Genomic DNA, 23,874 nt, shown 5'->3' with positions numbered 1-23,874 from the left:
CGGTTCCCTGTAAGACAGGAATCAGTGTCCGGTCAAATCCAGTTCGTTGTGAATCAGCACGACGCACTGCGAGGCGAAAAGCATCTTCGGACCCACGGTGATCCTGTCGGCGCCGAGTCGTTCGAGGCTGTTGAAACTCTTTTTCGGCATCGGGATGTGGTCGGTCAGCACGAAGCACGGCCTGGTGCCGAATCGTTTTTCGCGAATCGGGTCGCCCTTTTTGTCCATGACGTACAGCTGATGGTCCGCGGCCAGTTCCTGCACAAGCCTCTCGAAGCTGATCGTGCGCACGATAATGCCGGGCTCGACCGGGCGACTCTCCTCCTTTCCCATTCCGCGCGACACATCGAGGGCGCCGGACAGCTTGGCCAGCAGCGCGCGCTCATGGAAGCCGCCAAGCTCGCCGAGCTCGTTGGCATTGATGCTGATCGTGCGCGAATAGTCAGCCGTACGCTCGAGGACCAGGTGCACGGCAACGTCGGCACGATGCGACTGGGCCACGAACAAGGCGTTCATGAGTGTGTGGGCGAGGATTTCGGAGTGGGCCTCCTTGCCGACGGCAGCCAACAACGCCTGGCCATCGACCGGCGCCGCCCTGGCCCTCACGACAAATGTGCGCATCGACGCTGTCTCCATTGACCGTTGATGTTTGGCCTCGGCCAGAACGATAGCAGTCATCAGACGCTTGGGATCGACCCCGATCCGATCCGCATGACCTGCCGCGCAGATCCGCGCCATCGCGGGGTCGTGGCGCCGGGCTGCGGGAGGAATGGTTTTTGGCTGCCATTTAGGGCATTGTGGGACAAAGATACTGCCGCCCAGGGACGGGTCCGGACCGGCGCCAGACCCCTCCGCCGGGATTCCCGAGGGAACAATGCCCGAACCCAAGACCGCCGCTCCCCATGCGTTGCTCCTGGCCGGACCGCCGGGCAGATCTCAGATCCGATTCGCATTGGCCGCCGTGCTTTTCTCGGTCGCGACCTTCGTCATCGTGGTGCCATTGGCGACCCTGCCGGTGGCACGGGTGCCGGCCTTCATCCCGGCCTATGAATCGGCGCTCGCGATCTGTTTCGTGATTACCGCGGCGCTGCTGTTCGGGCAGTACAATTTCTCGCAAAGGCCGGCACTGCTGGTGCTGGCCAGTGGCTACCTGTTCACCGCCTGCATCGTTGTCGCCCATATCCTCAGCTTTCCCGGCGTGTTCTCGGCGACCGGCCTGCTCGGCGCCGGCCCCCAGACGTCGGTCTGGCTCTACGTGTTCTGGCATGGCGGATTTCCGTTTTTTGTTCTCGGCTATGCCTTGCTGGATCGCGATGCGTCCGAGCCCGGTGCAGGGTCGGACGCCGCTTCGGCGCAGCCGGGCGACAACACCGCGGGGATCGTGTTGGCCGCGACGATCGCGCTGACTGGGGTGTGCGGCATGACGCTTCTCGCCAGCGCCGGACAGGCCTTGTTGCCGACGCTCCTGCTCGAGGATCACCCGACACCGACCCTGGCCGCGCTCGGCTATGCATTCTGGCTGCTCAGCCTGCTCGCCTTGTTCAGCCTGTGGCGACGCCGGCCGCGCACGATGCTCGATCTCTGGCTGATGGTCGTGCTGTGCGGGTGGCTATTCGAGGTGGCGTTGTTTGTGATCTTCAACACCGCCCGTTTCGACCTGGGCTGGTACGCCTCGCGCCTCTATGGTCTGCTTGCAGCCAGCTCACTGCTGATCGTGCTGCTGCTTGAGACCGCCACGCAAAACGCACGCCTGGCCCAGTTGACCCACGAACTCAGCGAGGCCAACCGGGCCCTCGAGCAGTTGTCCCTGCATGACGCCCTGACCACGCTCCCCAACCGGCGCTTCTTCGATGCCTACCTCGCCGCACAGATCGCGATTGCGCGACGTCACGGCCGGGCCCTGGCCCTGGTCATGTGCGATGTCGATGCCTTCAAGCCCTACAACGACGACTACGGTCACCAGGCCGGCGACGAGTGTCTGAAGCGGATTGCGGCGGCCTTGCAGTCCTGCTGCCACCGGCCTGCCGACATGGTCGCACGCTACGGTGGCGAGGAATTCGCCCTGATCCTGCCTGAAACCACATCAGCCGATGCCGCGCGCATCGCCGAAGAAGCGCGACGCGCCGTTGCCGAACTCAAGATGCTGCACGCCAGCGTCCCGGCGGCAGCCCAGATCAGCATCAGCGCCGGCGTGGCGGTGCTTGATGGCGACATGTCTGCGCAGCAACTGATCCGCGCCGCGGACCGCAATCTCTTCGAGGCGAAACGCCTGGGCCGCAATCGGGTGGTTTCCTGAACCGCCGGGACGATCGAAGAACGCCCCGGCTCCCTCTTTCGCAGAGCACAACAAGCGTGAAAAAGCGCACGCAGCTCGCCGCCGCGCACGATGCACTTGACCGACTCAGTGCATCCACTGGCGCGCGGGTCATCCAGCTCGATCAGCATCCGGGATCGGTGGTCGGCGACCAACGATCCCACGGGCTGCCATGCACATGCGCACAGCCTGCCCGTTTCGAGGTACAGGGTCCTTTGCCGTTGGCGCCCCCGCCAGCTAACCTGGTGGTACCAAAAGTCGCATAAGGATCGAGACGTCGTGGCAGCAAGCCCGTGGCAACGTTGGTCCTATGCGGCCTCGATCGACTCGTTCCTCGGTGCGGACGAACAGGCAATTCTCGGGCACCTGGTCGGAGGGTCAGATTTTCCGGTTGAGGAGATGCAGAGAAATGCCTGGCTTGAGCAAATCGGGCTGCTCAAGGAAACGCTTGTCACCTCCGGAAGTCGCGGGGCGGTATATCTTGAGTATTCGATTCCGCGACTCGGCAAGCGTATCGATACGGTCCTGATACTGGATCACGTCCTGTTCGTACTCGAGTTCAAGGTCGGCGAACAAGCCTTCACTTCCGCCGGCCTCAATCAGGTCTGGGACTACGCACTTGACCTGAAAAACTTTCACGAGCCGTCGCACGGGTTGCCCGTTGTGCCCCTGCTGATCGCTACACGTGCACCAACTCCTACGCTGACCAAGGCCTCAACGGATCACAGCGATCGTTTGTTACAGCCATTGCGGGCAAATGCAGCCTCTTTGCGCCATGCGCTGCAATTTGGCCTGGACTACTTCGCTGGCTCTGCAATTGACTGGATGAAATGGCAGACGGGCCGCTATATGCCGACACCTACGATAGTCGAAGCAGCGACCGCACTCTACGCAGGGCATGCGGTTGAAAGCATTTCGCGCAGTGACGCGGGCGCCCAGAATCTCGCACTTACTGCACAGCGTTTGAGTCAAGTCATCGAGGACGCTCGTCAGTACGGTCGCAAGGTTATTTGCCTGGTCACGGGAGTTCCCGGTGCCGGAAAGACGCTTGTCGGGCTCGACATCGCGAACCGACATACCAAAGAGGATGACGCGCTCTACAGCGTTTTCCTATCCGGAAACGGACCACTCGTACGGGTGCTGGTTGAGGCCTTGGCACACGACGAAGTCGCACGTGCCAAGGAGCAAGGGCGATCAAAGCGGATTGGCGAAGCTCGGAGCGCGGTAAAGCAGTTCATCCAGGCGATCCATCATTTTCGGGATGAGGGATTGCACGACGAGAAGCCTCCGGTCGAGCATGTTGCCCTGTTCGATGAGGCTCAGCGGGCGTGGAATCGTGAAAAGACGGCTGATTTCATGCGCAGGAAACGTCGGATACCCGATTTTGCGGCGTCCGAACCTGAATTCTTGATCTCCTGCATGGACCGTCATGACGATTGGGCGGTTGTTGTCTGCCTCGTCGGGAGCGGCCAGGAGATCAATACCGGTGAGGCTGGCATTGGCGCGTGGCTTGATGCCGTCAACAATCGATTCCCCCATTGGCAGGTGCACCTGTCGCCGAAGCTGACCGAGATCGAGTTTCGCGCAACCGAGCAGTTGGCACGGCTTGGTGAAAGCAGCCGCGTGACGAATGACCACGCACTTCACCTGGCGACCTCGGTGCGCTCGTTTCGTTCAGACAGGGTGTCAACATTCATCAATCAGCTGCTTGCCCTGGAGCTGGAACCGGCAAGGCAATCGCTGCGCGAAGTATTGCCACACTTCCCAATCAGACTCACGCGAAGCCTGCCGGCAGCCAAACAGTGGCTGCGCAGCCAGGCGCGGGGGAACGAACGCTACGGCATGATCGTTTCTTCGCAAGCACAACGGCTCAAGCCTTACGCGATCGACGTCCGTGCGACGATCGATCCGGTGCACTGGTTTCTCCACGACAAGACCGACGTGCGCTCATCCTACTATCTCGAAGACGTAGCCACCGAATTTCAAGTGCAGGGTCTCGAACTTGATTGGGCCTGCGTGGTGTGGGACGGCGATTTGCGAGTGCGGACCAACGCGTGGGATTATTTCGGCTTCAAGGGCAAGCGCTGGCAACGAATTCTGAAGGAGGATCGTCAGCGATATCTGCTCAATGCCTACCGCGTGCTCTTGACCCGCGCTCGACAAGGCATGGTCGTAGTCGTACCCGAAGGCGATGCGGATGACCCGACGCGCAACCCACACTATTACGATCCGGCTTTTGAACTGCTGGTCGCTGCGGGTATTCCCCGCCTCTAATCGCCGCCCATCGCTCTCGGAACCAAGGAGTTCTCTGCATGGAAGACCAGAAGCGAGACGATGACTGGAGTGCTGTTCGACGGCAAGTCTCAGGTCGTATTTACAGAACTGGGTCAACCGGCAGTTTTGACGGTCGATTGTGGATTGCAGTGACGATTTTTCTCGCAGTGGCGTTGGTATATCCCTGGTATTCATACCAGGTGAACGCTTTTCTGCTCGCCCGGGATATGGAGGTTGCTGCCCGGGAGTTTGCCCGCGTATCCGAGGAGAGCGTGAGGGAATTGCAGAAGCAGGTCGCGCAATCAGCCGACGCATCCAGACGCGAGCAGCGGCGCAGGCGCATAGGGAGCGTGAAGATAAAGGGCGTGAGCGATGGGCCGCATGGCCCTGTCGTGATAGTCGAGATGGGTGATGCGTCCCTGAATGAGTCCCAGGAGACGATCTGCAGGCAAGCCTCGCTTTGGCTCAAGATGAAACTCACCAACACCACCCTGACAGTCCAGCGATATCGAATGAATCAGCCTGCGCTCGATCTGGGAATTGTGACCTGCAGGTAGGATCAAGCGCTGCGTGCACGGCTACCTAAGATGTTAGCCCGGCATTGGCGGAGCGGGCGAGGAAAATTCACTGCGAATCCGGCCCATCATCCTTTGTACCCGCAAGCTGGTTTCGAGCGGCACCAGAGCCGATGACAATCGTCCTGCGGCGATGTCTTCGGAGACGGACTGGATCTCGAACTCGAAGCCGCCGCCCTTTCGGCCATCGTAGAAATGGTCGATGCGTTCGTCGAGGCGGAACAGCGAGCATTCCCTTGCGCGCCAGAAATCGGGAATGCGGATGTAGCCGTCAGTGCCGACGATCGTGGCGACGTTGGGCAGCTTGCTGCGGAACGAGGTGGTCAGGCTTGCGCTGGCGGCACCGCAGTCCCAGAGCATGCTGAGGTGATCTTCGACGCCGTTTTCGGCGAACTGTGTGACCGTGTGCATGGCTTGCGGGTTGTCAGGAAAGAACTGCAGGGCCAGGGTGATCGGGTAGATACCCATGTCGAGCAGGACACCCCCGCCCAGCGCCGGGTCGTACTCGCGCCCGACCGGCTTGTACGGCATCGGGTAGCCAAAATCGGCACTGAGATGGGTGAGTGTTCCAATGCGGCCCTCGGCGACCCAGGCCTGGGCCATGCGGATGGCAGGCAGGAACAGGGTCCACATGGCCTCGGCCAGGAAGCATTGCTGCTGCGCGGCTTCATCGATCAGTTGCTGGCATTGCACAGCCGAGACGGTGATCGGTTTCTCGCAGAACACGGCCTTGCCGGCGCGCAGCGCGGCGCTCGCCTGCTCGAGATGCAGGGTGTGCGGGGTCGCGATGTAGAGTGCATCGACGTCCGCGGCTTCATAGAGCGGCTCGTAGCCCGCATAGGCCGCCGGAATCGACCAGCGCGCCGCAAACTCGCGCGCTCGGGGGCGCTCACGTGCGGCGACGGCAACCAGTTCGGCGTTGCGCGTGTGCGTGACATCGGCCGCGAACTGGCGGGCAATGCGGCCTGCGCCGATCACGCCCCAGCGAATCTTGCGTGTGCTCATGCCGCGATTCTCCGCCACTGCCGCTTCGGGGCAGGCCCTGCCGGATTATCGACCGAACCGGCCCGCATTGCCGCATCGGCGCGCGGCTCGCCATGAGCGCGGGCAGATGGCGCGATTTGGCCGGGCGACTGGGGGGTGCCGACATTGCAGCGAACGGGTACGGCGCGCCTGGCCTCGACCTGGCGGAATAGCCCGCCCTGAACCCGGGGCACGGCCCATGCCGCACCCCGGGAGAGTCGATCAGCGTGCCGCGTTGCTGTTCATCGTCGCGTTGCGACTCGAATCAAGGTACTGCGCCGGATCGCGCATGCCGCTGGTATGGCATTGGCCGGTGACATGGCCGCGGTTGACCCCACCCGAGAGCTGCCCGTTGGCCTGCTCGGTGGTGCCATCTTCGGGATCGCTGAGGACGAGGTCGCTGGCGAAGTTGCAGTAGTCGTTGACCCACCAGTGGGTGAGCTTGAACGAGGTCGTGTAGTAGTTGACCTTGGCCCGCGCCCAGCTTGGAATGCCGGCCAGCCAGGCCGAGGCACCGCTGTAGGTCATGTCGCTGTTGGAACCGCAGGCAACGCCGAACCAGCTGCCGATCGTGGCCAGGATGCCGGACAGGTTGGTGCCCTTGTACGGTGTGCCGACCGATTGCATCAGGCGATTGCCGGTGGCGTTGTCGAGGCCGCTCCAGTAGTAGGTGTACAGGTGCAGCGAAGCGGCACCACCCTGGCTGTGCGAAACCGTTCCGAACGAGTTCCAGGTCGCGCCGAAGTCGCGGATCCGCTGCGCGAACTGGTCATGGCTGCGGTTCTGGTTGACATCGAGGAAAGTCGACGCGCTCGAGAACTGCGACGCCGGCCAGACTCCGCCGGAACAGTAGCCGTGGACGAGCAACAGGCGCTGGCCTACGCCGTTCGTTCCGTTGAGGTTGGCCGGCCGCGGTCCCATCGTCATGCGTTCGTCGACGACGATGTCCGTGGGCTTTGCGGTGGTGCGCAAGGCCGGCAGGTCGAGCGCCATGCGCGAGGCCGAGGCCACCGTGATGAAGTGGTCGGGGTCCTCGATGCGCAGGTTGCGCAACTCATACGGCGCTTTTGCCGCTGCCAACGCGATCCAGCGCTCGTCGAAGCCAAGCGCCAGCGTGCCGTTGGCCGGGCTGACCATGCCGCCGAGCCAGGCGACCGGTACCGACTTGCCGCGCGCATCCGTTCCCCAGACTTCGCCGATGGCCCGGTAGTGCTGCCCGGGTGCGCGCGAACTGACCGGCACGCGAATGCTCAGGCGATCGCCGTCGCTGGCGACCGCTGCCGCGCGCAACGCGCTGAGCTCGAGGCTGGCATCGACCACCGGCAGCAGGTGTTCGGCCGTGCGTACGAAGGCCTGACCGCGTGCGGTGATGCCGCGTGCCTCGACCTGCGCCACGTAGTCGCCGGCACCCTGGGTCGGAAAATCGCCCGCGAACAGGCCATCGCCGGCTACGCCGTCATCGTGCCGGCCATCGTCGTACATCGCGTAGGTGGCGATGCTGCGGTCCGGATTCGTGACCCTGATGCTGGCCTCGGTAATCCGACCGGCTGTGTTGCCGACGCTGACGCGCTCGTCATTTGAAGTGGTCAGCAGTGCGGTCAGGCCCAGGCGCTGGCCGGTCAGCTGCCGGGTGTGGGTCTGGTAGGAGGCCAGCTCGGTGGCCTGGTCGCCTTCGACGAGGACGAAGCCGTCGCGGCTGCCGGCCGAACCATGCAGCCTGAGCGTCCAGCTGTTGCCGTCCATCTTGTCGAAGTCGTAACGCATGGCCGGTACGCGCGCCTGCTCGATGCCGAAGTCGGTGTCGATCACGCGTGAAGCATTCGAAGCGGCCGACACCGAGCGTCCCGATGCATCGAGCATGTCGACCTGCCAGTTCGCATCGGCCGGCTCGAAGACGGCGAATCGCAACCTGCCGTTCTCGACCGGCAGCGTGGCTTGCCAGCTGCGTTCGCCCTGGGCATTGTTGCTGAAGTGCACGGGCAGCAGGGCGCTGTGCGAATGTATCGTCGCATCGATGGGTGAAGGCGCGCGCATGCTGGCGATCTCCGATGCTGGACCGGAGAGTTGCTTGGCAAACGCCATCGCGTCAGGGACGTCTTCCGCAGCCAGCAAAGATGCAGAAATGGATAGAGCGAACACGGACAGTGCGAGTTGGGTTCGGTTCACGGCATTCCCTCCCAGGAAGGCTCAGGTTGGTCGGCAGGGTTGGACCCCGGACAGATGAACCCGGTATCGCACTGCGCCCCGACCCTCCCCGGTCGACGCCCAGCTCCCCGCGATGGAGGGCTCGCAGCGAGTCTGTACGCCGGCGTATGGTTGTGCAAGACGCGCTGCAACACGGGGACCCGCTTGATCGCCGCGACCCGCGCTAGCGAGAAACAGCAACAGTGGGCCCAATCGTCGCCCGTTCGAGACACTCCCCGCTTTCTCGAGATTCGTGCGCGCCCCGGTCATCGAGGTATCCGGAACTCGCGGCGAGCAGATCATGAGTTCGAACCCGACGCTGCAGAACTTGCCCCGATCGGTCACGGCAGCAGCGGCGAACGTGGACCGCGAACGCCATCCGTTCTGGTTCGCCTCAGGCCCTGATCACGGATCCTGCGCATCGCCCGATGCGTGACGCCGATCGCCGCGGACTTCCCATCCTGGTCACCATTACACTCGGGAACTTCCCGACCCACAGGCGCCGTCGCGATGTCCCTGCCCAGCCAGTTCATCTTCCTGCCGGTTCTGCTCCAGATCCTGCTGACGATCGGGGTCTATGTCGCCCTGGCCGTGGCCAAGTCGCGCGCGCTGAGAGACGGGCAGGTCGATCTTGCGCGCCGGGCGCTGCATGCCGATGCCTGGCCGGATAGCGTGCAGAAGATCAACAACAACATCCGCAACCAGTTCGAGGTTCCGGTGCTGTTCTATGTTCTCGTCGTGATCCTGCATCAGCTCGACGCGGCCGCTGCGCTGGCCGAGGGGCTGGCCTGGCTGTTCGTCGCCAGCCGCGTGGTCCACGCCACCGTCCACACCCGCTCCAACCATGTGCCGGTGCGCCGGCCGGTGTTCATGTTCGGATGCCTGATCATCCTGGCCATGGGGGTGCTCGCCACCGTGGCCGTATTCGAGTAGCGCACCCGCCCGGCATCGGACCGGGTTGCCGGACCCGGTGCCGGCTGGCCCCGGCCATCGCGGCGCCCCGGGTGCCGCGGTCCCGTCCGCTATACTGCGCAGACCATGGCCCGTCCGATCCTGAGTCCCGCGCTGCTGCTGACCTTGCTGCTGCCGTGCGCCGCGCATGCTTCGATCCTGCTCGATCGCCTGCTCGAACAGGCCCCCGATGCGCCGCCCCAGGCACTGACCTTGGCCCTCGAGGCGCGTGACTGCGCGGCCGAACTCGGTGCCGCGCCGCCCTCGACGCGCCTGGCCGTAGTCGACTATTCGCGCCCGTCGACCGAGCGTCGGCTATGGCTGTTCGACCTGCAGAGCCAGCGCCTGCTGCATGCGGAATATGTTGCGCATGGTCGCGGCAGCGGCGAGAACTTCGCGCATGAATTCTCGAATGTCGAAGGCAGCCATCAATCGAGCCTCGGCCTGTTCCTGACCGAAGGCACCTACATCGGTGGCAACGGCTACTCCCTGCTGCTGGATGGCCTGGAACCCGGCACCAATGATCGCGCTCGCGAGCGCCGCATCGTCATGCACGGTGCCGACTATGTGAACCCACTGCAGGCGCTGCGCCAGGGCCGGCTCGGCCGCAGCTTCGGCTGCCCGGCGCTGCGTCCGCAGGTGGCGCGGGCCGTGATAGACGAGCTCAAGGGTGGCCAGTTGCTGTTCGCCTACTATCCGGATCCGGCCTGGCTCGCACGTTCGCCGTATCTGAGCTGCTCGCGCCGCGTCGCGCAACACGCCACCACGCCGGATGACGCCGCGAAGCGGCCATCGGGGACGTGATCACCCGCCAGCTTGCGCGCCTTGCCCTGCAGTTCCTGTTGCTGACGGTGGCTGCGGCCCACGCCGCACCGACCGAGCCCAGCGTGCGCGACCTGCTCGACCGTCCCGGACTCGTGCAACTGCCCGACGATCCCGACGAATTGTTCGATGCCAATGCGGTGCGACGCTTCTACACGCGGCGCGGATTCCAGCCGGCATGGACCGGCCCGGGCTGCCAGGCCGCGCTGCAGCAGCTGATCGGCGCGATCGAGGACTCCGAGAGCCACGGGCTGAGCGCGCGTGATTACCATATGGATGGCCTGCTCGGCAGTGGCCGCTGCGATGCCACGCGCGAGTTGCTGGCCACCGATGCGTGGCTCGCGCTGGCCGCGCACCTGCATGCCGGGCGGGTGAATCCGCTGACGGTGGAACCGGACTGGACGGCGACCCGACCCACGATCGACGCGGTCGCCCTGCTCGAACAGACCCTGGCCGCGGGTGATGTCGCCGGCGCCCTCGAGCGGCTCGCCCCGCACGACCCCCTGTATGCCGCACTGCGCGAAGCACTGGCCCGCTATCGCAGCTATGCGGCACGCGGCGGTTGGGTCGGGATCGCGCCCGGACCGAGCTTGCGTCGCGGTGACAGCGGCACTCGCGTCGGCCAGTTGCGCGCGCGCCTGCAACTCTCGGGATTGCTCGAGGTGGAACCGGAAACCGGCATCGATACCCGCTTCGATGACACCGTCGAAGACGCGGTGCGCCGCTTCCAGCGCCGCACCAACCTCGAACCGGATGGCGTGGTCGGCGCGCAGACCCTGATCCAGCTCAACCGGCGCGCAAGCCATCGCATCGAGCAGGCGCGCGCCAATCTCGAACGCCTGCGCTGGTTGCCGGAGGACATGGGTCGCCGCCATATCCGCGTCAACATCGCCGATTACCGCCTCGAAGCCTGGGCCGACGGCGTGCTCGAGCGCGTGCACCAGGTCATCGTCGGCAGGCAGTACCGCAGTACACCGAGCTTTTCGGGCCAGATCACCCGCCTCGTGTTCAGCCCCTGGTGGGAAGTGCCGCGCTCGCTGGCGGTCAAGGACAAGCTGCCGCTGTTCCGCCGCGATCCCGGCGCGCTGGACCGGCTCGGTTATGTGGTGATCGACCGCAACGGCGGTGTCGTCGATCCCGCCGGCATCGACTGGAAAACGCTCTCGGCGAACAACTTTCCGTATCGCCTGCGCCAGCGTCCCGGACCGAAGAACGCGCTCGGCGTGGTCAAGTTCCTGTTTCCGAACGCCCACGATGTCTACCTGCACGACACCTCGGAACCGGCCCTGTTCAGCCACGCGCGGCGCAGCTTTTCCTCGGGGTGCATCCGCGTCGAGTCGGCGCTCGAGCTGGCCCGATGGGTTCTGGCGCCGATGCCCGAATGGACTCGCGAGCGCATCGATGCCGCGGCCACGGCGGGCGTGGAACAGGTCGTCGAGCTGCGCGAACCGGTACCCGTGCACCTGCTCTACCTGACCGCCGTATCCGACGGCAATGGCGGCGTCCGCTTCATCGACGACGTCTACGATCGCGACCCCGCCCTGATTACCGCGCTCGACCGTGCCCCGCCGGTGGTGGCGCCCTGACCTCGGGACGAAACGGCAGTGCAGGAAGCATCGCCGCCGGGTCTGCACGCAGCCGGAATGTGGAAGCAAGGGCAGAGCGGCGCCTTTACGCTTGCTAAGCTAGCCGCATGAACGACGACGTGGTCTTTCGTGCCCAGGGTCTCACCAAGGTCTACCACATGGGCGACGTCGACGTGCACGCCCTGCGCGGGGTCGATCTCGACCTGCGGCGCGGAGAACTGGTGGTGCTGCTCGGCCCCTCCGGCAGCGGCAAGTCGACCCTGCTCAATATCCTCGGCGGCCTCGACGTGCCGAGTGCGGGACACGTCTGGTACGACGGCCACGACCTGACCAAGGCAAGCGAGCGTGAACTGACCCGCTTTCGGCGCCAGCATGTCGGTTTCGTCTTCCAGTTCTACAACCTGATACCGAGCCTCACCGCGCGCGAGAACGTGGCCATCGTCACCGAGATCGCCGAGGACCCGATGACTCCCGAGGAAGCGTTGCGCCGGGTCGGGCTCGAGGACCGCATGGACCACTTCCCTTCGCAGCTCTCCGGCGGCCAGCAGCAACGTATCGCGATTGCGCGCGCGATCGCCAAGCGTCCATCGGTGCTGCTCTGCGATGAACCGACCGGCGCACTCGATTCCGCCACCGGCGTGCATGTTCTGGAAGCGATCGAGACGATCAACGCCACCCTCGGCACGACGACCGTGGTGATCACGCACAACGCCGATATCGCACGCATGGCCCACCGCGTGCTGTATCTCGGCGATGGCCGCATCGTCAGCGAAAAGCTCAATGATGCGCGCACTCCGGCCAGCGAACTCACCTGGTGAGCGCACTCGCGCGCAAGGCCTTGCGCGATCTCTGGCACCTGCGCGGCCAGGCGCTCGCGATCGCGCTCGTCATTGCCGCTGGTATCGCCAACCTGGTCATGGCCCAGTCGACTTACGAATCGCTGCAGCAGACCCGCGAACACTTCTACCGCGAATATGCATTCGCCGACGTGTTCGCGTCGGCCAAGCGCGTGCCGCAGACGGTATCAGCGCGTATTGCCGGAATCCTCGGCGTGCAGACCGTGCAGACGCGCCTGATGGCGAGCGGCACCCTGCATCTGGCCGGGTTCGACGACCCCGTGCGCGCGCAGTTGCTCTCCGTGCCGAAAGAAGGCGGGCAACCGGACCTGAATCGGCTCTACCTGCGTGCAGGGCGCCTGCCGCTGGCCGATGGCCACCACGAAGCCGTCATCGGCGAGGCGTTCGCCAACGCACATGGATTAAAGCCGGGTGACGCGGTCGAAGCGACGATCTACGGCCATCGCCAACGGCTCGACATCGTCGGCGTGGCGATTTCGCCCGAGTACATCTACCAGATCCAGCCCGGTGCGACATTTCCGGATTACCGGCGCTTCGCGATCGTCTGGATCAACGAGCGCGTGCTCGAATCCGCACTGGACATGCAAGGCGCGTTCAACAGCGTCACGCTGCGCTTGCGGCCGGGTATCGATCCGGCCGCGGTCATCGATGAACTCGATCGCCTGCTCGCGCGCTATGGCGGGCTTGGCGCCTATGCACGCGAAGACCAGATATCCAATCATTTCCTCAACGAGGAACTGCGCCAGCTGCAGATGATGGCGAAACTGTTCCCGATCATCTTCCTCAGCGTCGCCGCCTTTCTGCTGAGCGTGGTGATGACGCGCCTGATCGACACCCAACGCGACCAGGTCGCCATCCTCAAGGCCTTTGGCTATTCCGCACGCGAAATCGGCCGGCATTTCCTCGCCATCGTCGGCGCGATCGCCGCGACCGGTGCCGTGCTCGGCATCGCCGGCGGCGCCTGGCTCGGCAGCCTGCTTGCCGGGATCTACCAGGAGTTCTACCGTTTTCCGTTTCTCGACTACCACCTCAGCGCGGTCTCGATCACGACCGGCCTCGTTGTCGCCATCGTCGCTGCATTCCTCGGGGCGTGGCGCGCGGTGGTCAAGGCGGTGCGCCTGCCGCCCGCCGAAGCGATGCGCCCACCCGCTCCGGCCCGCTTCCACGCCTCGCTGCTCGAGCGCGCCGGCCTGATTCGCTTGCTCAGCCAGCCCAACCGGATGATCCTGCGCAACATCGAACGCCGGCCGTGGAAGGCCGCACTGAGCGTGATCGGACTGGCCCTGGCCTGCGCGATCATGATGGTGGGACGCTTCCAGGAAAATGCGATCAACCGCATGATCGACGTGCAGCTGCGCGTCGCTGCGCATCAGGACATCAGCGTCGATTTCATCGAGGCGACGGGACGCGCCGCCCTTTCCGAGTTGCGCGCGTTGCCGGACGTCCGCGCCGTCGAGCCGGTGCGCAGCGTCGCGGTCCGCTTGCGTCACGCCAACTACAGCTACCGGACGGGCTTGTCGGGGCTGGCCCGGGATGCTTCGCTGCGACGGCCGGTCGACGCCCTGCTGCAGCCCATCACGGCGCCCGATTCCGGCGTGCTGCTCACCGACTACCTGCAGCAGCGGTTGCATGTCGAAGTCGGCGACCAGCTCGAGATCGACGTGCTGCAGGGACGCCAGGCGCGCATCGAGGTGAAGGTCGCCGGGTTCGTGCACGAATACATCGGTGCGCAGGCCTACATGGATCTCGATGCGATGAACCGCCTGCTCGGCGATGGCGACGTGGTCTCGGGCGCGCTGCTGGCGGTCGATGCGCGGTCCGACCAGGACCTCTTCGCGCGACTCGACAGGCGCCCGCGCATCGCCGGCTTCAGCGAACGCAGGACGGACATCCAGAGCTTCTACGACACGATGGGCGAGAGCCTGCTCGTATTCACCTTCATCTCGATGCTGCTCGGCGGCGTCATCAATTTTGGCGTGGTCTACAATTCGGCACGGATCGCCCTGTCCGAGCGTGGCCGCGAACTCGCGAGCCTCCGCGTTCTCGGCTTCACCCGGGGCGAAATCGGCCATATCCTGCTCGGCGAACTATTCATGCTCGTTGCGGCATCCATTCCTCTCGGTTGCGCAGCCGGCTGGGCCCTGTGCTGGATCATGGTGAGAAACCTGCAATCGGACCTGTTTCGCGTGCCTCTCGTGCTGTTGCCGAGCACGTTCGCCTTCGCCATATTGACCATGGCAGGCTCCACGCTGGTTTCTGCGATGATCGTCCGGCGCCGCATTGCGCGCCTGGATCTCGTCGCCGTGCTGAAGACGCGCGAGTGAATCGGGAGACAACGATGCAACGACACGCTGGAGATCGGACGTGATGGCGATGAGCGGAAAGCGCGTCGCCTGGATCGCTGCCGGTGCGCTCGTCATCTTCATGCTGTTTCTCGCCCTGCGCGATCCACCCGTGCCCGTGGACATCGGCGAAGTGCGTGTCGCCCCGTTCACGCAGAGCTTCGAGGAGCAGGGCAAGACCGAGCTCAATCATCGCTTTGTACTCGCCGCACCGATCGCCGGCACGTTGCAGCGGATCGATCTCCAGCAGGGCGATCCCGTGCATGCGGGCGATGTCGTCGCCGAAGTGGAACCCTCGCGCGCAGCCTTGCTCGATCCGGCCACGCGCGCGCGCCTGACGGCCGAGTCCGAGGCGGCAGCGGCCGATGCGCGCGCCGCGGGGGACCGCGTCGCCGCGGCAGAAGCCGCCAGCGTGCTGGCCCGCTCGGACCTCGAGCGCATGCAGGGCATGCGCGGCAGCGGCGCCATCAGCGAGGCCGCCTTCGATGCCGCCCGCAGTCGTGCCGACCAGGCCCTGGCGATTCTGAAGGCCGCCCAGTCCGACCGCCGCGCCGCCCTGCAGCGGCGCGAATCGCTCGCGGCGGTCCTGCTCCGGCAGGGGCAGACCGGAGGCAAACCGATCTCGCTGCAGGCGCCGATCGACGGCGTGATCCTGCATCGCTACAAGGAAAGCGCGGTGCCCGTGGTGGCGGGCGAAGCCCTGCTCGAATTCGGTGATCCGCGGGATCTCAACATCGAAGTCGACACGCTTTCCCAGGATGCGGTCGCGCTCGAACCGGGAATGGCCGCGCGAATCCTGCGCTGGGGCGGCGACGCCCCGCTCGAGGCGCGGGTCAGCCGTATCGAACCGGGCGGCTTCACGAAGATCTCGGCGCTCGGCGTTGAAGAACAGCGCACGCGCGTGCGGCTCGATTTCGTCTCGCCGTTCGAGCAATGGAGCCGTCTCGGCGATGGCTACCGGGTCGAGGTCGAATTCGTGCTCTGGCATGCCGAAGCCGTGCTCCAGGTACCGAGCAGCGCGCTGTTCCGCGACAACGGCAACTGGTATGCGTACCGGATCGACGACGGACGCGCACGCAAGGTGGCCGTGGAAATCGGCCGTCGTGCGGCAACGGCCACGGAGATCCGCAGCGGGCTCGAAGCGTCGGATCGGGTCGTCGCCCACCCCGACGATCGCATCGTCGATGGCGCAAGAATCGCCACGCCCTGATCGACGCGATGGCCAGACCCAACAACCAGGGAAAGCGGACCTGGCAGAGGTTGGGGAAGCGTCCGTTTGCATCGCCCCGCCACCCCGCGCATGGGACATGACCCGCATCGATCGGTGCGATGAAGGCAGGCGGCGCGCCTTCAGGCCGCGCGGCGCCTGCAAAGCGCGCCGCCGGAGGCTGGAGTATGATCGGCGCAACCCGCTGCAAATCGCTGTTGGCGATGCGGGTCGCGGAGGTTCGTCATGTTCACGTCCCTGGCGCCCCGACTGGTTCTTGCTGCCGGTATCGCGCTGGCCATGCCGGCCCATGCATCCGGGGTCGCGTTGTCCGGTCCGGGTTCGAACGCCACTGCGCACGGTTATCAGTCGACCAACCTGCGGCCCGGAGAAGCCGATGCATTGCGCCGCAAGGTCCTGGTCCAGTGCGGCCTGATCGGCTCGCGCAACCGGTTGCCGTGGTATTTCCATTTCGCCTACGCGCAGGCCCTGCTCGATGCCGGCGATACCCGGCGCGCCGTGGTGGAACTGAGCGAATCGATCAATCTGCGGCCCGAGCCACGCGTGCGCAAGCGCACCTACGGCATGTGGTTCACCGACTACCTGCCGTATTTCCAGTTGGCCGAGGCGCACGCCAAGCTCGACAACTGGCCTTGCGCCGAGCACGCGATGGAGCTGTCGCGATCAACGGGCGAAGCGGCGCTCGGCCGCATCGAGCCGCAAAGGATCTGGGCACTGCAGGAACGCATCGACCGCCATGTCGACGATGCCGGCTCCTGCAATATCCGCGATTATCGGTAGCGCGGCGCGGCCCAGGGCCGGCAGCGGGTCACGCCGGGCGCTGGTCCGCGAGCCTCCCGAGCGACTGCGTCCGTGCTCCCCGGCCAGCGCAGTCAGGGCGTTTCGAAACCGTCCGCAAAAATCCGGTCGGCGCTCACGGTGATCGAGACATTGCCCAGGTTGGAGTCGGTCGCACCGTCCCAGGCTGCGAAGGTGAAGGTGTCGGCACCGCTGTAACCGGCTTGCGGGAAATAGGTGGCCGTTCGGCCGGCCAGTCCGGCGGTGCCATGGGCTGGCTGCGAAACGACGCGCAGCGTGAGCGTGTTGCCGTCGCTGTCACTGGCAACGAGCGCAATGTTCACCGCCTGGCCGGCCGATGCGGCAATCGCGTTCTGAACCATGGCGGGATGGTTGGGATTGGCATTTTCGCTCGATGGGCCATTGTGGCAGTTGTAGCAGCCGATGCGGAATCCGGGCCAGAAGTGCCGGCTTCCGAACTCCGTGTTCAACGTGCGATCCGACTTGCTGTAGGAAAGTACGGATCCGCGATAGTCAGTGCCGTGGCAGGCGCGGCAGGCCTGGGCCGAGCCATCGGCCGCCTCCGCGTGATCGCCTATCCAGCTCTGGCCCACCGGGTGCATGCCATGCGGTCCGCCGCTGACCGTGTTGGGCTGGGTGGCGTGACAGGCCACGCATTCCACCAGCGTGCCGGCATGGCCCTGCAGGGCGATGCTCTGCAGGTTGTCGTTGAGATGGGAACTCGGAAACACGGCATGGGTCGAACCATGGCAGGCCTCGCATTTTAGATTGCCGTGCCCGGCGGAAAAGCGGTATAGCGAAAAGCCTGGCAGGGGCACATCGGCATTCGTCGCAAAGAGCGGATCGACGGCGACGCGTCGCTCGCCGTTGGTATCGAAGACGTCCGTGTAGCGAATCTGACCGTTGTTGTGGTTGGCCGGCCCGGTATGGCAATTCTGGCAGCTCGGTTCGTCGAGCCAGCCTTCGCGCCCGCTCGTGCCGACCTTGCTCATGCTGCCGTGACAACTTTGGCACTGCATCGCAATCGATCCGTCGGCGGCAAGCGCGTTGCCCATGGCCCCACGCAGACACTTCGTGGTCGAGCCCGGGTGGCAGCTGTAGCAGGCCGAGCGATTGGTGCTGTCATCGAGGAGCAGTCCGGTCGACGGATCGGTGACATTGGCGTGCAGCGAGTGGATGGCAGTCGTCAATGGCGGCACGCCTGCAATGCCGACGGTCGGCAGCGCATTGGAGGCGTGGCAGGTCGCACAGAGGATCGGCTTGCCATCCACGCTGACGGTCGGATAGAGCCCTGCCGGGTTGTAGCCGAACTGGACCAGCATGCCGGCATAGTCGGGGTCGCTTCCGCGACGCTCGTCGTGCAGGCGGATCGCGTTGAGCCGATAGTCGCGCTCGGCATTCGGATCATTGACCCAGCCGGCCGCGGGTCGCGCATCCGGCCCGCTGCCGGAGGCGTGACAGGCCTTGCATGTCATCTCGTCGGATACCGGGGCGACGATATCCGTGGTCGCCAGGACGGCTCCGCCAGCGCTGCTCGCGGTGATGCGGAATACCGGATAGGTGTTCGGCGCGTGGCTGTCGTCATAGGGCGTCAGCGGCAGGCCCTCGGCTACCCACCAACCGTTGCCGCTGTCGTAACTCATGGGCTGCGGCGTATTGAGGGCGCCCGGCATCATCACGCCGGTCAGGCCCGTGTCGGCAGGCAGCGGCGCCAGCAGGCCGAACAGCGATTGCGCGTGGACCCAGAAATTGGACTTGCCGATCGAGGTCGTGTTGATCGATCCGGCTGGATCCGCTACGGCCCGATAGGTGACGACGACGCCGGAGCCCGGTGTGACCAGATGCCCCGAGGGATCCATCAACTGGGCGTGTATGGTGTTGTAGGGCGGCAGGATCGAGAGCACCGAATAATCGGAATCCATGCAATGCATGCCGAGGTTGTTCCAGCCGGCGACGGTCCAGCCGCCATTGCCGGCCGCGACCGGGTTCGCGGCGAAAACCAGCGCCAGGACGAGCGGGACGAACGCAATGCGTGGAATCATGGGCGACTCCGGCAGGAGGCGAGTCTGCGCCTGCGGTCTCGCGACCGTAGCAGCGCCCATTGCATTGCAGTTGATCCAGATCAAATACCCTTTGGCGCCTGTCTTCTGTTTCGGGCTGGTTCAGATTGGGGTACCGCCAGGCAGGCGCTGGGCAGGTTGGGCCATCCTGGGGCTGTGTCTGGCCTGTATGCAGGCCCAGTCCTCCTCGCCGCGAAGGCAGGAGCAGGCTACGCTCGCAGCCGATAGCGACGCCCCGATCTTCCAAAGCATGGAGAAACCCGCATGACCCGACCCAGATTGACCTACTTCGACGCGCCGGTAAGCCGAGGCGAGGAATGCCGACTCGCCTTGCATCTCGCCGGCGTCGACTTCGAGGACAACCGCATCCAGTCCAGCGCATGGTCGGCGTTGAAGGAACAGATGCCCTATGGCGCCCTGCCGGTGCTCGAACTACCGGGCCACCCGCCGTTCGCGCAGACCAATGCGATCCTCGTGCTGGTCGGGCGCCGCCACGGCCTGCATCCGGCCGACGACTTCGAAGCCGCGCGCCATGAGGCGATGATGCAGCACGTCGAGGAACTGCGACACAACGTGTCGCCGACCTTGCGCATGGGCGATGCCGAGAAGAAGGCCGCGCGCGAGGCGCTCGTTGCAGGCTTCCTGCCGGCCTGGGGCAAGCTCGCGGAGCGCAATCTCGCATCGGCCGCACCGTTCTTCGGCGGCGCGATGATCCACGTCGTCGACATCAAGCTGCACATGGCCGTGCGCTGGTTCCTCGGCGGCAAGGTCGACCATATTCCGGCAACGATCTTTTCCGCGTTTCCGAAGCTCATGGGTGTACACGACGCGGTGCGCGACCATCCGGGCGTCAAGGCCTGGTACGCAAGATAGCGTCTTGAAGACGAAGCCGGGGACTCATCGGGACTCGGTGCGGACGCACAGGTCCCCCTTCCCCGGTCTTCGACTCCGCTCGCCTCCGATCCTGGCTGTGCCGGTCTGGCAGTGCCTTGGTGACGAAGCATCGACCCCGGCGGTTCGGGTAGGGAAACTCCGCCGAGTCCGCTGTAAGGTTCATTCATGGCCAGGACTGGACGCCCGCCTTTCGACGATGTGCTTACGCCAGCCGAGTGGCGGGTCACCGAGTGTGTGCGCCATGGCCTGACCAATGCGCAGATTGCCAAACGCCTCGATGTCAGCCGGGACGCGATCAAGTATCACGTCGCCAACGTCTTGCAGAAGCTCGGGCTGACTAGCCGCAAGGAGCTGCGCCATTGGGACGGCATCAGGAAAAGCAGCGCCTTGTTCGGGAGGAAACATCCGGTGGATGCAAGCATCAAGATTGAGGCACTGGGCCAGATCGCCCGAACGGTTCGTGACATCCGCGCCGCGGAATCCTGGTATCGCGACGTGCTCGGCCTGCCACACCTCTACACGTTCGGAAAGCTCGCCTTCTTCGACTGCGCCGGGGTCAGGCTATTCCTCTCGGAGGGCGATGCGCCGGCGGCCGAATCGATCCTCTACTTCCGCGTGCAGGATATTCATGCGACCCATGCCGCGCTGACCGTGCGCGGTGTCGAATTCATCAATGCGCCACACCGCGTGCACCAGCATGACGACGGAACCGAGGAATGGATGGCGTTCTTCAACGACAACGAAGGACGGCCGCTTGCCCTGATGTCGCAGGTAGCTCCTAGGTGAAGGAACCCGGAATGCGCTGACCGCGCGGCAAAAACTCCCGACGTGCGCCGCGGCGAGTTACTCTGGGCATTCAGGGTCGTGGCTTTTCGCTTCGCAAGAAGCGACCAGAACGCGTGTTGGCGAATTGGGGTGGTGGACCATGAGGCGATTCTTCAAGTGGCTGGGCGGGTTCCTGCTGGTGCTGCTCGTTCTCAATGTCTGGATGTTCTGGCCGGTGCGCCTGGCCGTTCCGCTGCTTGACGCATCGATAGACCTGCCGGCGGCCCATCCGCCGCCCGACATGGCGATCTATGCGCTTCCAACCGGAGCCATGCATTCGCAGGCCGTGTTCGCCTATCGCGGCGGAACACCGGGCGAGCACCGCGATTTCACGATGACGGCGTATCTGGTGCGCCATCCGCGCGGCGATCTGCTGATCGACAGCGGCTTCGGTACGCAGGTCGATGCGCAATTCGCCAGGCTGCCGATGCTGATGCAGGTCACTTCGACCTACAGCAAGGGGACACCGGCTGCGCGGCAGCTCGCCGCCGCCGGCATCGAGCCCGGCTCGCTGGCCGGCGTCCTGCTGACCCATGCCCACTGGGATCATGTCAGCGGCATGACCGACCTGCCCGGCGTGCCGGCCTGGTTGCCGGAAGCCGAAGCGGCGTTCGTCCACGGCGACCTGCCGATGGCGGCGATCGCCCATTCGATGCCGAATCTGGCGCTTCGCCCATATGCCTTCGCCGATACGCCCTACCTCGGCTATGCGCGCAGTTTCGACGTCTGGGGTGACGGTTCGATCGTGGTCGTGCCGGCGCCGGGACACACGTCGGGTTCGGTGGTGATCTTCGTCACCCTGCCCGGGGCACGCTACGCCTTCGTCGGCGACATCGTCTGGCAGAGCGAAGGCATCGAGCGCCCGGCCGAACGTCCGTGGATTTCCCGCCATCTGGTCGATCTCGATGGCGACCAGGTGCGCGCGCAGATCGAGCATCTGGCCGCGCTTCACCAGCGTTTCCCACAGATCGTCATGGTGCCGGCGCACGATGCACGCCCCACGGCTGCGATGCCGAGGTTGACGCCCTGACCCGGTCGAGCCCGCATGGCGCTACTGCCGTTCCGACCGTCATGCGCCGCGGCTGCGGCGGTCGAATCCTGGTGACGGGCAAGGCTCGTGCAGAGCGCCTCAACAGCCGTTCGCGACCGGCGTGATCGTGCAGATGTCGAGGGTCAGTTGCTGGTCTTCGAAGGCCGTGCGAAACAGGACATCGTTGTTGACTAGCAGCGGCACCGCCGGATAGCCGACGACGGCGATATCGGGATTGACCCGAAACCGGATCGACGTGCTTCCCGGTTGCGGCGTGCTCGCCCGCAACGGCAGCAAGAGTTCGAGATAGAAGCCCGCCGCCATGCCCCAGGCGCCACCCAGCCCGCCCAGCGGCGGCGCGACGCGCAAGCCCTCGAGGCCAGTCGGAAAGACCTGCGGGCAGCCATAGCCCGAATCGGTGCCGAGGTTTATCAGCTGGGCGAACGGACGCTGTGGATTGGCGGGCGTGCGGGCGAAGCAGAACGCCGGGTCGGCGGCTGACGCCGCGGTCTGCACGCCCGGCGGCAGCAGCAGTTCGATGCCGACCGCGCTGCCAGCGCAGGGGTTGCCGGGATGGCTGAGGACAAGGTGGGTATAGAAGACTTCGCCCACGGCCGGGGTCCGGTTCGGCGGCACCAGGCTGAAGCCCGCATAGCCCTGCACCCGGATCTCGGTGATTGGCGGGTCGCTGAGGCAGGCGATGTCGGTGCCGACGTTGCTGATGACCCCGTTGAACCACGGCAGGACATCGAGCGGCACGGCTATTGGCGGCACGCTCGCCGCTTCGGCGCGTACGCCAAGGACGATTCCGGCAAGCACGAACAGTACCGTGCGCAGACCTTGCATTGTGTGGCTCATGGTATTTCGAATCCCGAGTAGAAGATGCAGTCGCCGGACGGCGTCTGGTAGCCGGCCAGGCCATTGCGCACCTGGCCGGCCGCCGTGTCGAAGGCACCGCCGACGATCAGGCGGTTGTGGCAGTCGTGGCTCAGGCTCAGCACGGTGTCGGCCAGGGTGGTGTTCCAGGCGCTGTCGATCGCGCCGTTGCCGGTGGTCGAAATGCGGATCAGGCGGTTGCCGCCGCTCGGCGGGATCGCGTTGGCAAAGCTGCCGCCGACGTAGAGCAACGTACCTTCGAGTGCGAGCGTCGTGACGCTGCCATTGGTATTCGGCTGCCAGCTCGTGTCGAGCAGGCCGGTGCCGATGTCGACCCGATTGAGATAGCTGACGAAGGGCGCGGCTTCGCGGAAGAACGTACCGCCGATGTAGAGCCGGGTCCCCGCGCGCTGCAGCGCCTCGACGCGGTAGGAACTGGCCGAAAGCCCGGCATTGAACGCTCGCACGCTGACCGGTGCGGTCTGCGAGATACGCGCCAGGCCGCGCACGAGGACATTGGCGATCTTGAGGAAGTCACCACCGACCATCAGATCACCGTCGACGAGCGCAAGCACGCGCACCTCGCCGCGCGTCCCGCCCGTGGGCGGATTGACCACGTCGCCATTCTGGGTCTGGGCGATCCAGGCGAAATCCCAGTTGCCCGAGATGGCATCAAGGCGGGCCAGACCGAAGGCGTTGTTGAGCTGGATGTCGCCACCCATGAACAGCGAAGTCGAGGTGGCCGCCAGTGCACGGATCGGCTGGCCCGGACTGCCGACCGCGAATGGCGAGTTCCAGCCGCTGGCGAGGTCGCCATTGCGATCGAGACGGACGACGTTGGGGCTGTTCGTGCCGTTGACCGCGTCGAAGGCGCCGCCGACGTAGATCGAATTGTTGGCCCAGGCCAGCGAATAGATCACGCAGGTCGTGCCGACCGAGGAAAAGGCCGGGGCAAAGCCGGTGTCGAGCGAACCATCGGCGTTCAGACGCAGCAGACGCTGGCGCGGCGTGCCGTCGGCGAGACGGGTGAAGTCGCCGGCGACGAGGATCTTGCCGTCGGGCTGGCGCAGGGTGGCGTGGATCGTCGCGGGCAGGAAGCCGCCACCGGGATTCGGCAGCTGCAACTGCAGGTTCGGGGTGGCATCGGGCGCGACCTGGGCCAATGCCGGCACGGGCGCGGAAACGGCCAGTGCGCAAACGAGCAGCAGCCGGCGAGTGAACGGGACCATCGGCAA

The 23,874-nt window shown here is 65.2% G+C and carries 19 protein-coding genes; 13 read left to right on the top strand and 6 right to left on the bottom strand.

Going from position 1 to position 23,874, the window contains the following annotated elements; genetic code table 11:
* Positions 1 to 21: 21 nt before the first annotated feature.
* Positions 22 to 888 carry a tRNA (pseudouridine(54)-N(1))-methyltransferase TrmY gene (gene trmY / locus BM125_RS16965; protein WP_245778967.1) on the bottom strand — a complete coding sequence of 289 codons (867 nt, stop codon included), beginning with the start codon at positions 886 to 888 and terminating at the stop codon, positions 22 to 24.
* Here trmY and BM125_RS16960 point away from each other — a divergent pair.
* From BM125_RS16960 to BM125_RS16950, 3 genes are all read left to right on the top strand, one after another.
* Positions 875 to 2,296, top strand: coding sequence for a sensor domain-containing diguanylate cyclase (locus tag BM125_RS16960; protein WP_175498157.1), 1,422 nt, complete (start codon positions 875 to 877; stop codon positions 2,294 to 2,296). The genes trmY and BM125_RS16960 overlap by 14 nt on opposite strands.
* A gap of 297 nt (positions 2,297 to 2,593) precedes the next feature.
* Complete coding sequence (locus BM125_RS16955) at positions 2,594 to 4,588, top strand: DUF2075 domain-containing protein (protein WP_217647904.1); 1,995 nt, start codon at positions 2,594 to 2,596, stop codon at positions 4,586 to 4,588.
* Between the two features lie 38 nt (positions 4,589 to 4,626).
* Positions 4,627 to 5,145: a hypothetical protein gene (locus BM125_RS16950; protein WP_139225085.1), complete on the top strand. Its 519-nt coding sequence runs from the start codon at positions 4,627 to 4,629 to the stop codon at positions 5,143 to 5,145.
* Positions 5,146 to 5,178: 33 nt separating this feature from the next.
* Here BM125_RS16950 and BM125_RS16945 read toward each other — a convergent pair whose 3' ends face one another.
* A complete protein-coding gene (locus tag BM125_RS16945; protein ID WP_092410169.1) occupies positions 5,179 to 6,168 on the bottom strand; it encodes a Gfo/Idh/MocA family protein in 990 nt (329 codons plus the stop codon).
* 240 nt (positions 6,169 to 6,408) lie between these two features.
* Positions 6,409 to 8,268 carry a choice-of-anchor X domain-containing protein gene (locus BM125_RS16940; RefSeq protein WP_245778970.1) on the bottom strand — a complete coding sequence of 620 codons (1,860 nt, stop codon included), beginning with the start codon at positions 8,266 to 8,268 and terminating at the stop codon, positions 6,409 to 6,411.
* A gap of 612 nt (positions 8,269 to 8,880) precedes the next feature.
* On the opposite strand from BM125_RS16940, the gene BM125_RS16930 reads away from it, so the two are divergent.
* The 7 genes from BM125_RS16930 to BM125_RS16900 all read left to right on the top strand — a co-directional run bounded on the left by BM125_RS16930 (position 8,881) and on the right by BM125_RS16900 (position 16,936).
* Positions 8,881 to 9,303 carry an MAPEG family protein gene (locus BM125_RS16930; protein ID WP_092410163.1) on the top strand — a complete coding sequence of 141 codons (423 nt, stop codon included), beginning with the start codon at positions 8,881 to 8,883 and terminating at the stop codon, positions 9,301 to 9,303.
* A gap of 105 nt (positions 9,304 to 9,408) precedes the next feature.
* Positions 9,409 to 10,125 (top strand): murein L,D-transpeptidase catalytic domain family protein, encoded by a 717-nt coding sequence (locus BM125_RS16925; protein WP_092410161.1) that lies wholly within the window; start codon positions 9,409 to 9,411, stop codon positions 10,123 to 10,125.
* The gene (locus BM125_RS16920; RefSeq protein WP_092410159.1) at positions 10,122 to 11,729 is read left to right on the top strand and encodes a L,D-transpeptidase family protein; all 1,608 of its coding nucleotides are present in this window, start codon (positions 10,122 to 10,124) and stop codon (positions 11,727 to 11,729) included. Before BM125_RS16925 ends, BM125_RS16920 begins: the two co-directional genes overlap by 4 nt.
* Before the next feature lie 107 nt (positions 11,730 to 11,836).
* Positions 11,837 to 12,547: an ABC transporter ATP-binding protein gene (locus tag BM125_RS16915; protein ID WP_092410157.1), complete on the top strand. Its 711-nt coding sequence runs from the start codon at positions 11,837 to 11,839 to the stop codon at positions 12,545 to 12,547.
* Positions 12,544 to 14,910, top strand: a complete 2,367-nt coding sequence (locus BM125_RS16910) for an ABC transporter permease (protein ID WP_092410155.1) — start codon at positions 12,544 to 12,546, stop codon at positions 14,908 to 14,910. The genes BM125_RS16915 and BM125_RS16910 overlap by 4 nt, the downstream gene beginning before the upstream one ends.
* 43 nt (positions 14,911 to 14,953) lie before the next feature.
* Positions 14,954 to 16,138 (top strand): efflux RND transporter periplasmic adaptor subunit, encoded by a 1,185-nt coding sequence (locus tag BM125_RS16905; protein WP_092410153.1) that lies wholly within the window; start codon positions 14,954 to 14,956, stop codon positions 16,136 to 16,138.
* 243 nt (positions 16,139 to 16,381) lie between these two features.
* Positions 16,382 to 16,936, top strand: a complete 555-nt coding sequence (locus BM125_RS16900; protein ID WP_092410151.1) for a hypothetical protein — start codon at positions 16,382 to 16,384, stop codon at positions 16,934 to 16,936.
* 92 nt (positions 16,937 to 17,028) lie between these two features.
* Here the strand turns inward: BM125_RS16900 and BM125_RS16895 are convergent, their stop codons facing one another.
* Complete coding sequence (locus BM125_RS16895; RefSeq protein ID WP_175498156.1) at positions 17,029 to 18,996, bottom strand: Ig-like domain-containing protein; 1,968 nt, start codon at positions 18,994 to 18,996, stop codon at positions 17,029 to 17,031.
* Positions 18,997 to 19,278: 282 nt separating this feature from the next.
* Between BM125_RS16895 and BM125_RS16885 the strand changes: the two genes are divergently transcribed.
* The 3 genes from BM125_RS16885 (at position 19,279) to BM125_RS16875 (ending at position 21,763) form a co-directional block, all read left to right on the top strand.
* Positions 19,279 to 19,887: a glutathione S-transferase family protein gene (locus tag BM125_RS16885; protein WP_092410147.1), complete on the top strand. Its 609-nt coding sequence runs from the start codon at positions 19,279 to 19,281 to the stop codon at positions 19,885 to 19,887.
* A 186-nt stretch (positions 19,888 to 20,073) separates the two neighbouring features.
* On the top strand, positions 20,074 to 20,694 hold the full coding sequence (locus BM125_RS16880) for a LuxR C-terminal-related transcriptional regulator (protein ID WP_092410145.1): 621 nt from the start codon (positions 20,074 to 20,076) through the stop codon (positions 20,692 to 20,694).
* Positions 20,695 to 20,833: 139 nt separating this feature from the next.
* Positions 20,834 to 21,763: an MBL fold metallo-hydrolase gene (locus tag BM125_RS16875; protein ID WP_092410143.1), complete on the top strand. Its 930-nt coding sequence runs from the start codon at positions 20,834 to 20,836 to the stop codon at positions 21,761 to 21,763.
* 99 nt (positions 21,764 to 21,862) lie between these two features.
* Here the strand turns inward: BM125_RS16875 and BM125_RS16870 are convergent, their stop codons facing one another.
* Together BM125_RS16870 and BM125_RS16865 are read right to left on the bottom strand one after the other, a co-directional pair.
* Positions 21,863 to 22,621, bottom strand: coding sequence for a hypothetical protein (locus BM125_RS16870; RefSeq protein ID WP_139225084.1), 759 nt, complete (start codon positions 22,619 to 22,621; stop codon positions 21,863 to 21,865).
* The gene (locus BM125_RS16865; RefSeq protein WP_092410139.1) at positions 22,618 to 23,868 is read right to left on the bottom strand and encodes a delta-60 repeat domain-containing protein; all 1,251 of its coding nucleotides are present in this window, start codon (positions 23,866 to 23,868) and stop codon (positions 22,618 to 22,620) included. The genes BM125_RS16870 and BM125_RS16865 overlap by 4 nt, the downstream gene beginning before the upstream one ends.
* Positions 23,869 to 23,874 lie beyond the last annotated feature (6 nt).

It is taken from the genome of Dokdonella immobilis, assembly GCF_900115085.1.
Classification (GTDB): domain Bacteria; phylum Pseudomonadota; class Gammaproteobacteria; order Xanthomonadales; family Rhodanobacteraceae; genus Dokdonella; species Dokdonella immobilis.
This window is presented reverse-complemented; position numbering and strand designations above follow the sequence as displayed.

What these genes read in the sequence shown, in the direction of transcription:
- BM125_RS16960 (WP_175498157.1), top strand. Translation starts at nt 875, where the DNA reads ATGCCCGAACCCAAGACCGCCGCTCCCCATGCGTTGCTCCTGGCCGGA.
- BM125_RS16950 (WP_139225085.1), top strand. Translation starts at nt 4,627, where the DNA reads ATGGAAGACCAGAAGCGAGACGATGACTGGAGTGCTGTTCGACGGCAA.
- BM125_RS16945 (WP_092410169.1), bottom strand. Translation starts at nt 6,168, where the DNA reads ATGAGCACACGCAAGATTCGCTGGGGCGTGATCGGCGCAGGCCGCATT.
- BM125_RS16940 (WP_245778970.1), bottom strand. Translation starts at nt 8,268, where the DNA reads ATGGCGTTTGCCAAGCAACTCTCCGGTCCAGCATCGGAGATCGCCAGC.
- BM125_RS16930 (WP_092410163.1), top strand. Translation starts at nt 8,881, where the DNA reads ATGTCCCTGCCCAGCCAGTTCATCTTCCTGCCGGTTCTGCTCCAGATC.
- BM125_RS16925 (WP_092410161.1), top strand. Translation starts at nt 9,409, where the DNA reads ATGGCCCGTCCGATCCTGAGTCCCGCGCTGCTGCTGACCTTGCTGCTG.
- BM125_RS16915 (WP_092410157.1), top strand. Translation starts at nt 11,837, where the DNA reads ATGAACGACGACGTGGTCTTTCGTGCCCAGGGTCTCACCAAGGTCTAC.
- BM125_RS16905 (WP_092410153.1), top strand. Translation starts at nt 14,954, where the DNA reads ATGGCGATGAGCGGAAAGCGCGTCGCCTGGATCGCTGCCGGTGCGCTC.
- BM125_RS16900 (WP_092410151.1), top strand. Translation starts at nt 16,382, where the DNA reads ATGTTCACGTCCCTGGCGCCCCGACTGGTTCTTGCTGCCGGTATCGCG.
- BM125_RS16895 (WP_175498156.1), bottom strand. Translation starts at nt 18,996, where the DNA reads ATGATTCCACGCATTGCGTTCGTCCCGCTCGTCCTGGCGCTGGTTTTC.
- BM125_RS16885 (WP_092410147.1), top strand. Translation starts at nt 19,279, where the DNA reads ATGACCCGACCCAGATTGACCTACTTCGACGCGCCGGTAAGCCGAGGC.
- BM125_RS16880 (WP_092410145.1), top strand. Translation starts at nt 20,074, where the DNA reads ATGGCCAGGACTGGACGCCCGCCTTTCGACGATGTGCTTACGCCAGCC.
- BM125_RS16875 (WP_092410143.1), top strand. Translation starts at nt 20,834, where the DNA reads ATGAGGCGATTCTTCAAGTGGCTGGGCGGGTTCCTGCTGGTGCTGCTC.
- BM125_RS16870 (WP_139225084.1), bottom strand. Translation starts at nt 22,621, where the DNA reads ATGAGCCACACAATGCAAGGTCTGCGCACGGTACTGTTCGTGCTTGCC.
- BM125_RS16865 (WP_092410139.1), bottom strand. Translation starts at nt 23,868, where the DNA reads ATGGTCCCGTTCACTCGCCGGCTGCTGCTCGTTTGCGCACTGGCCGTT.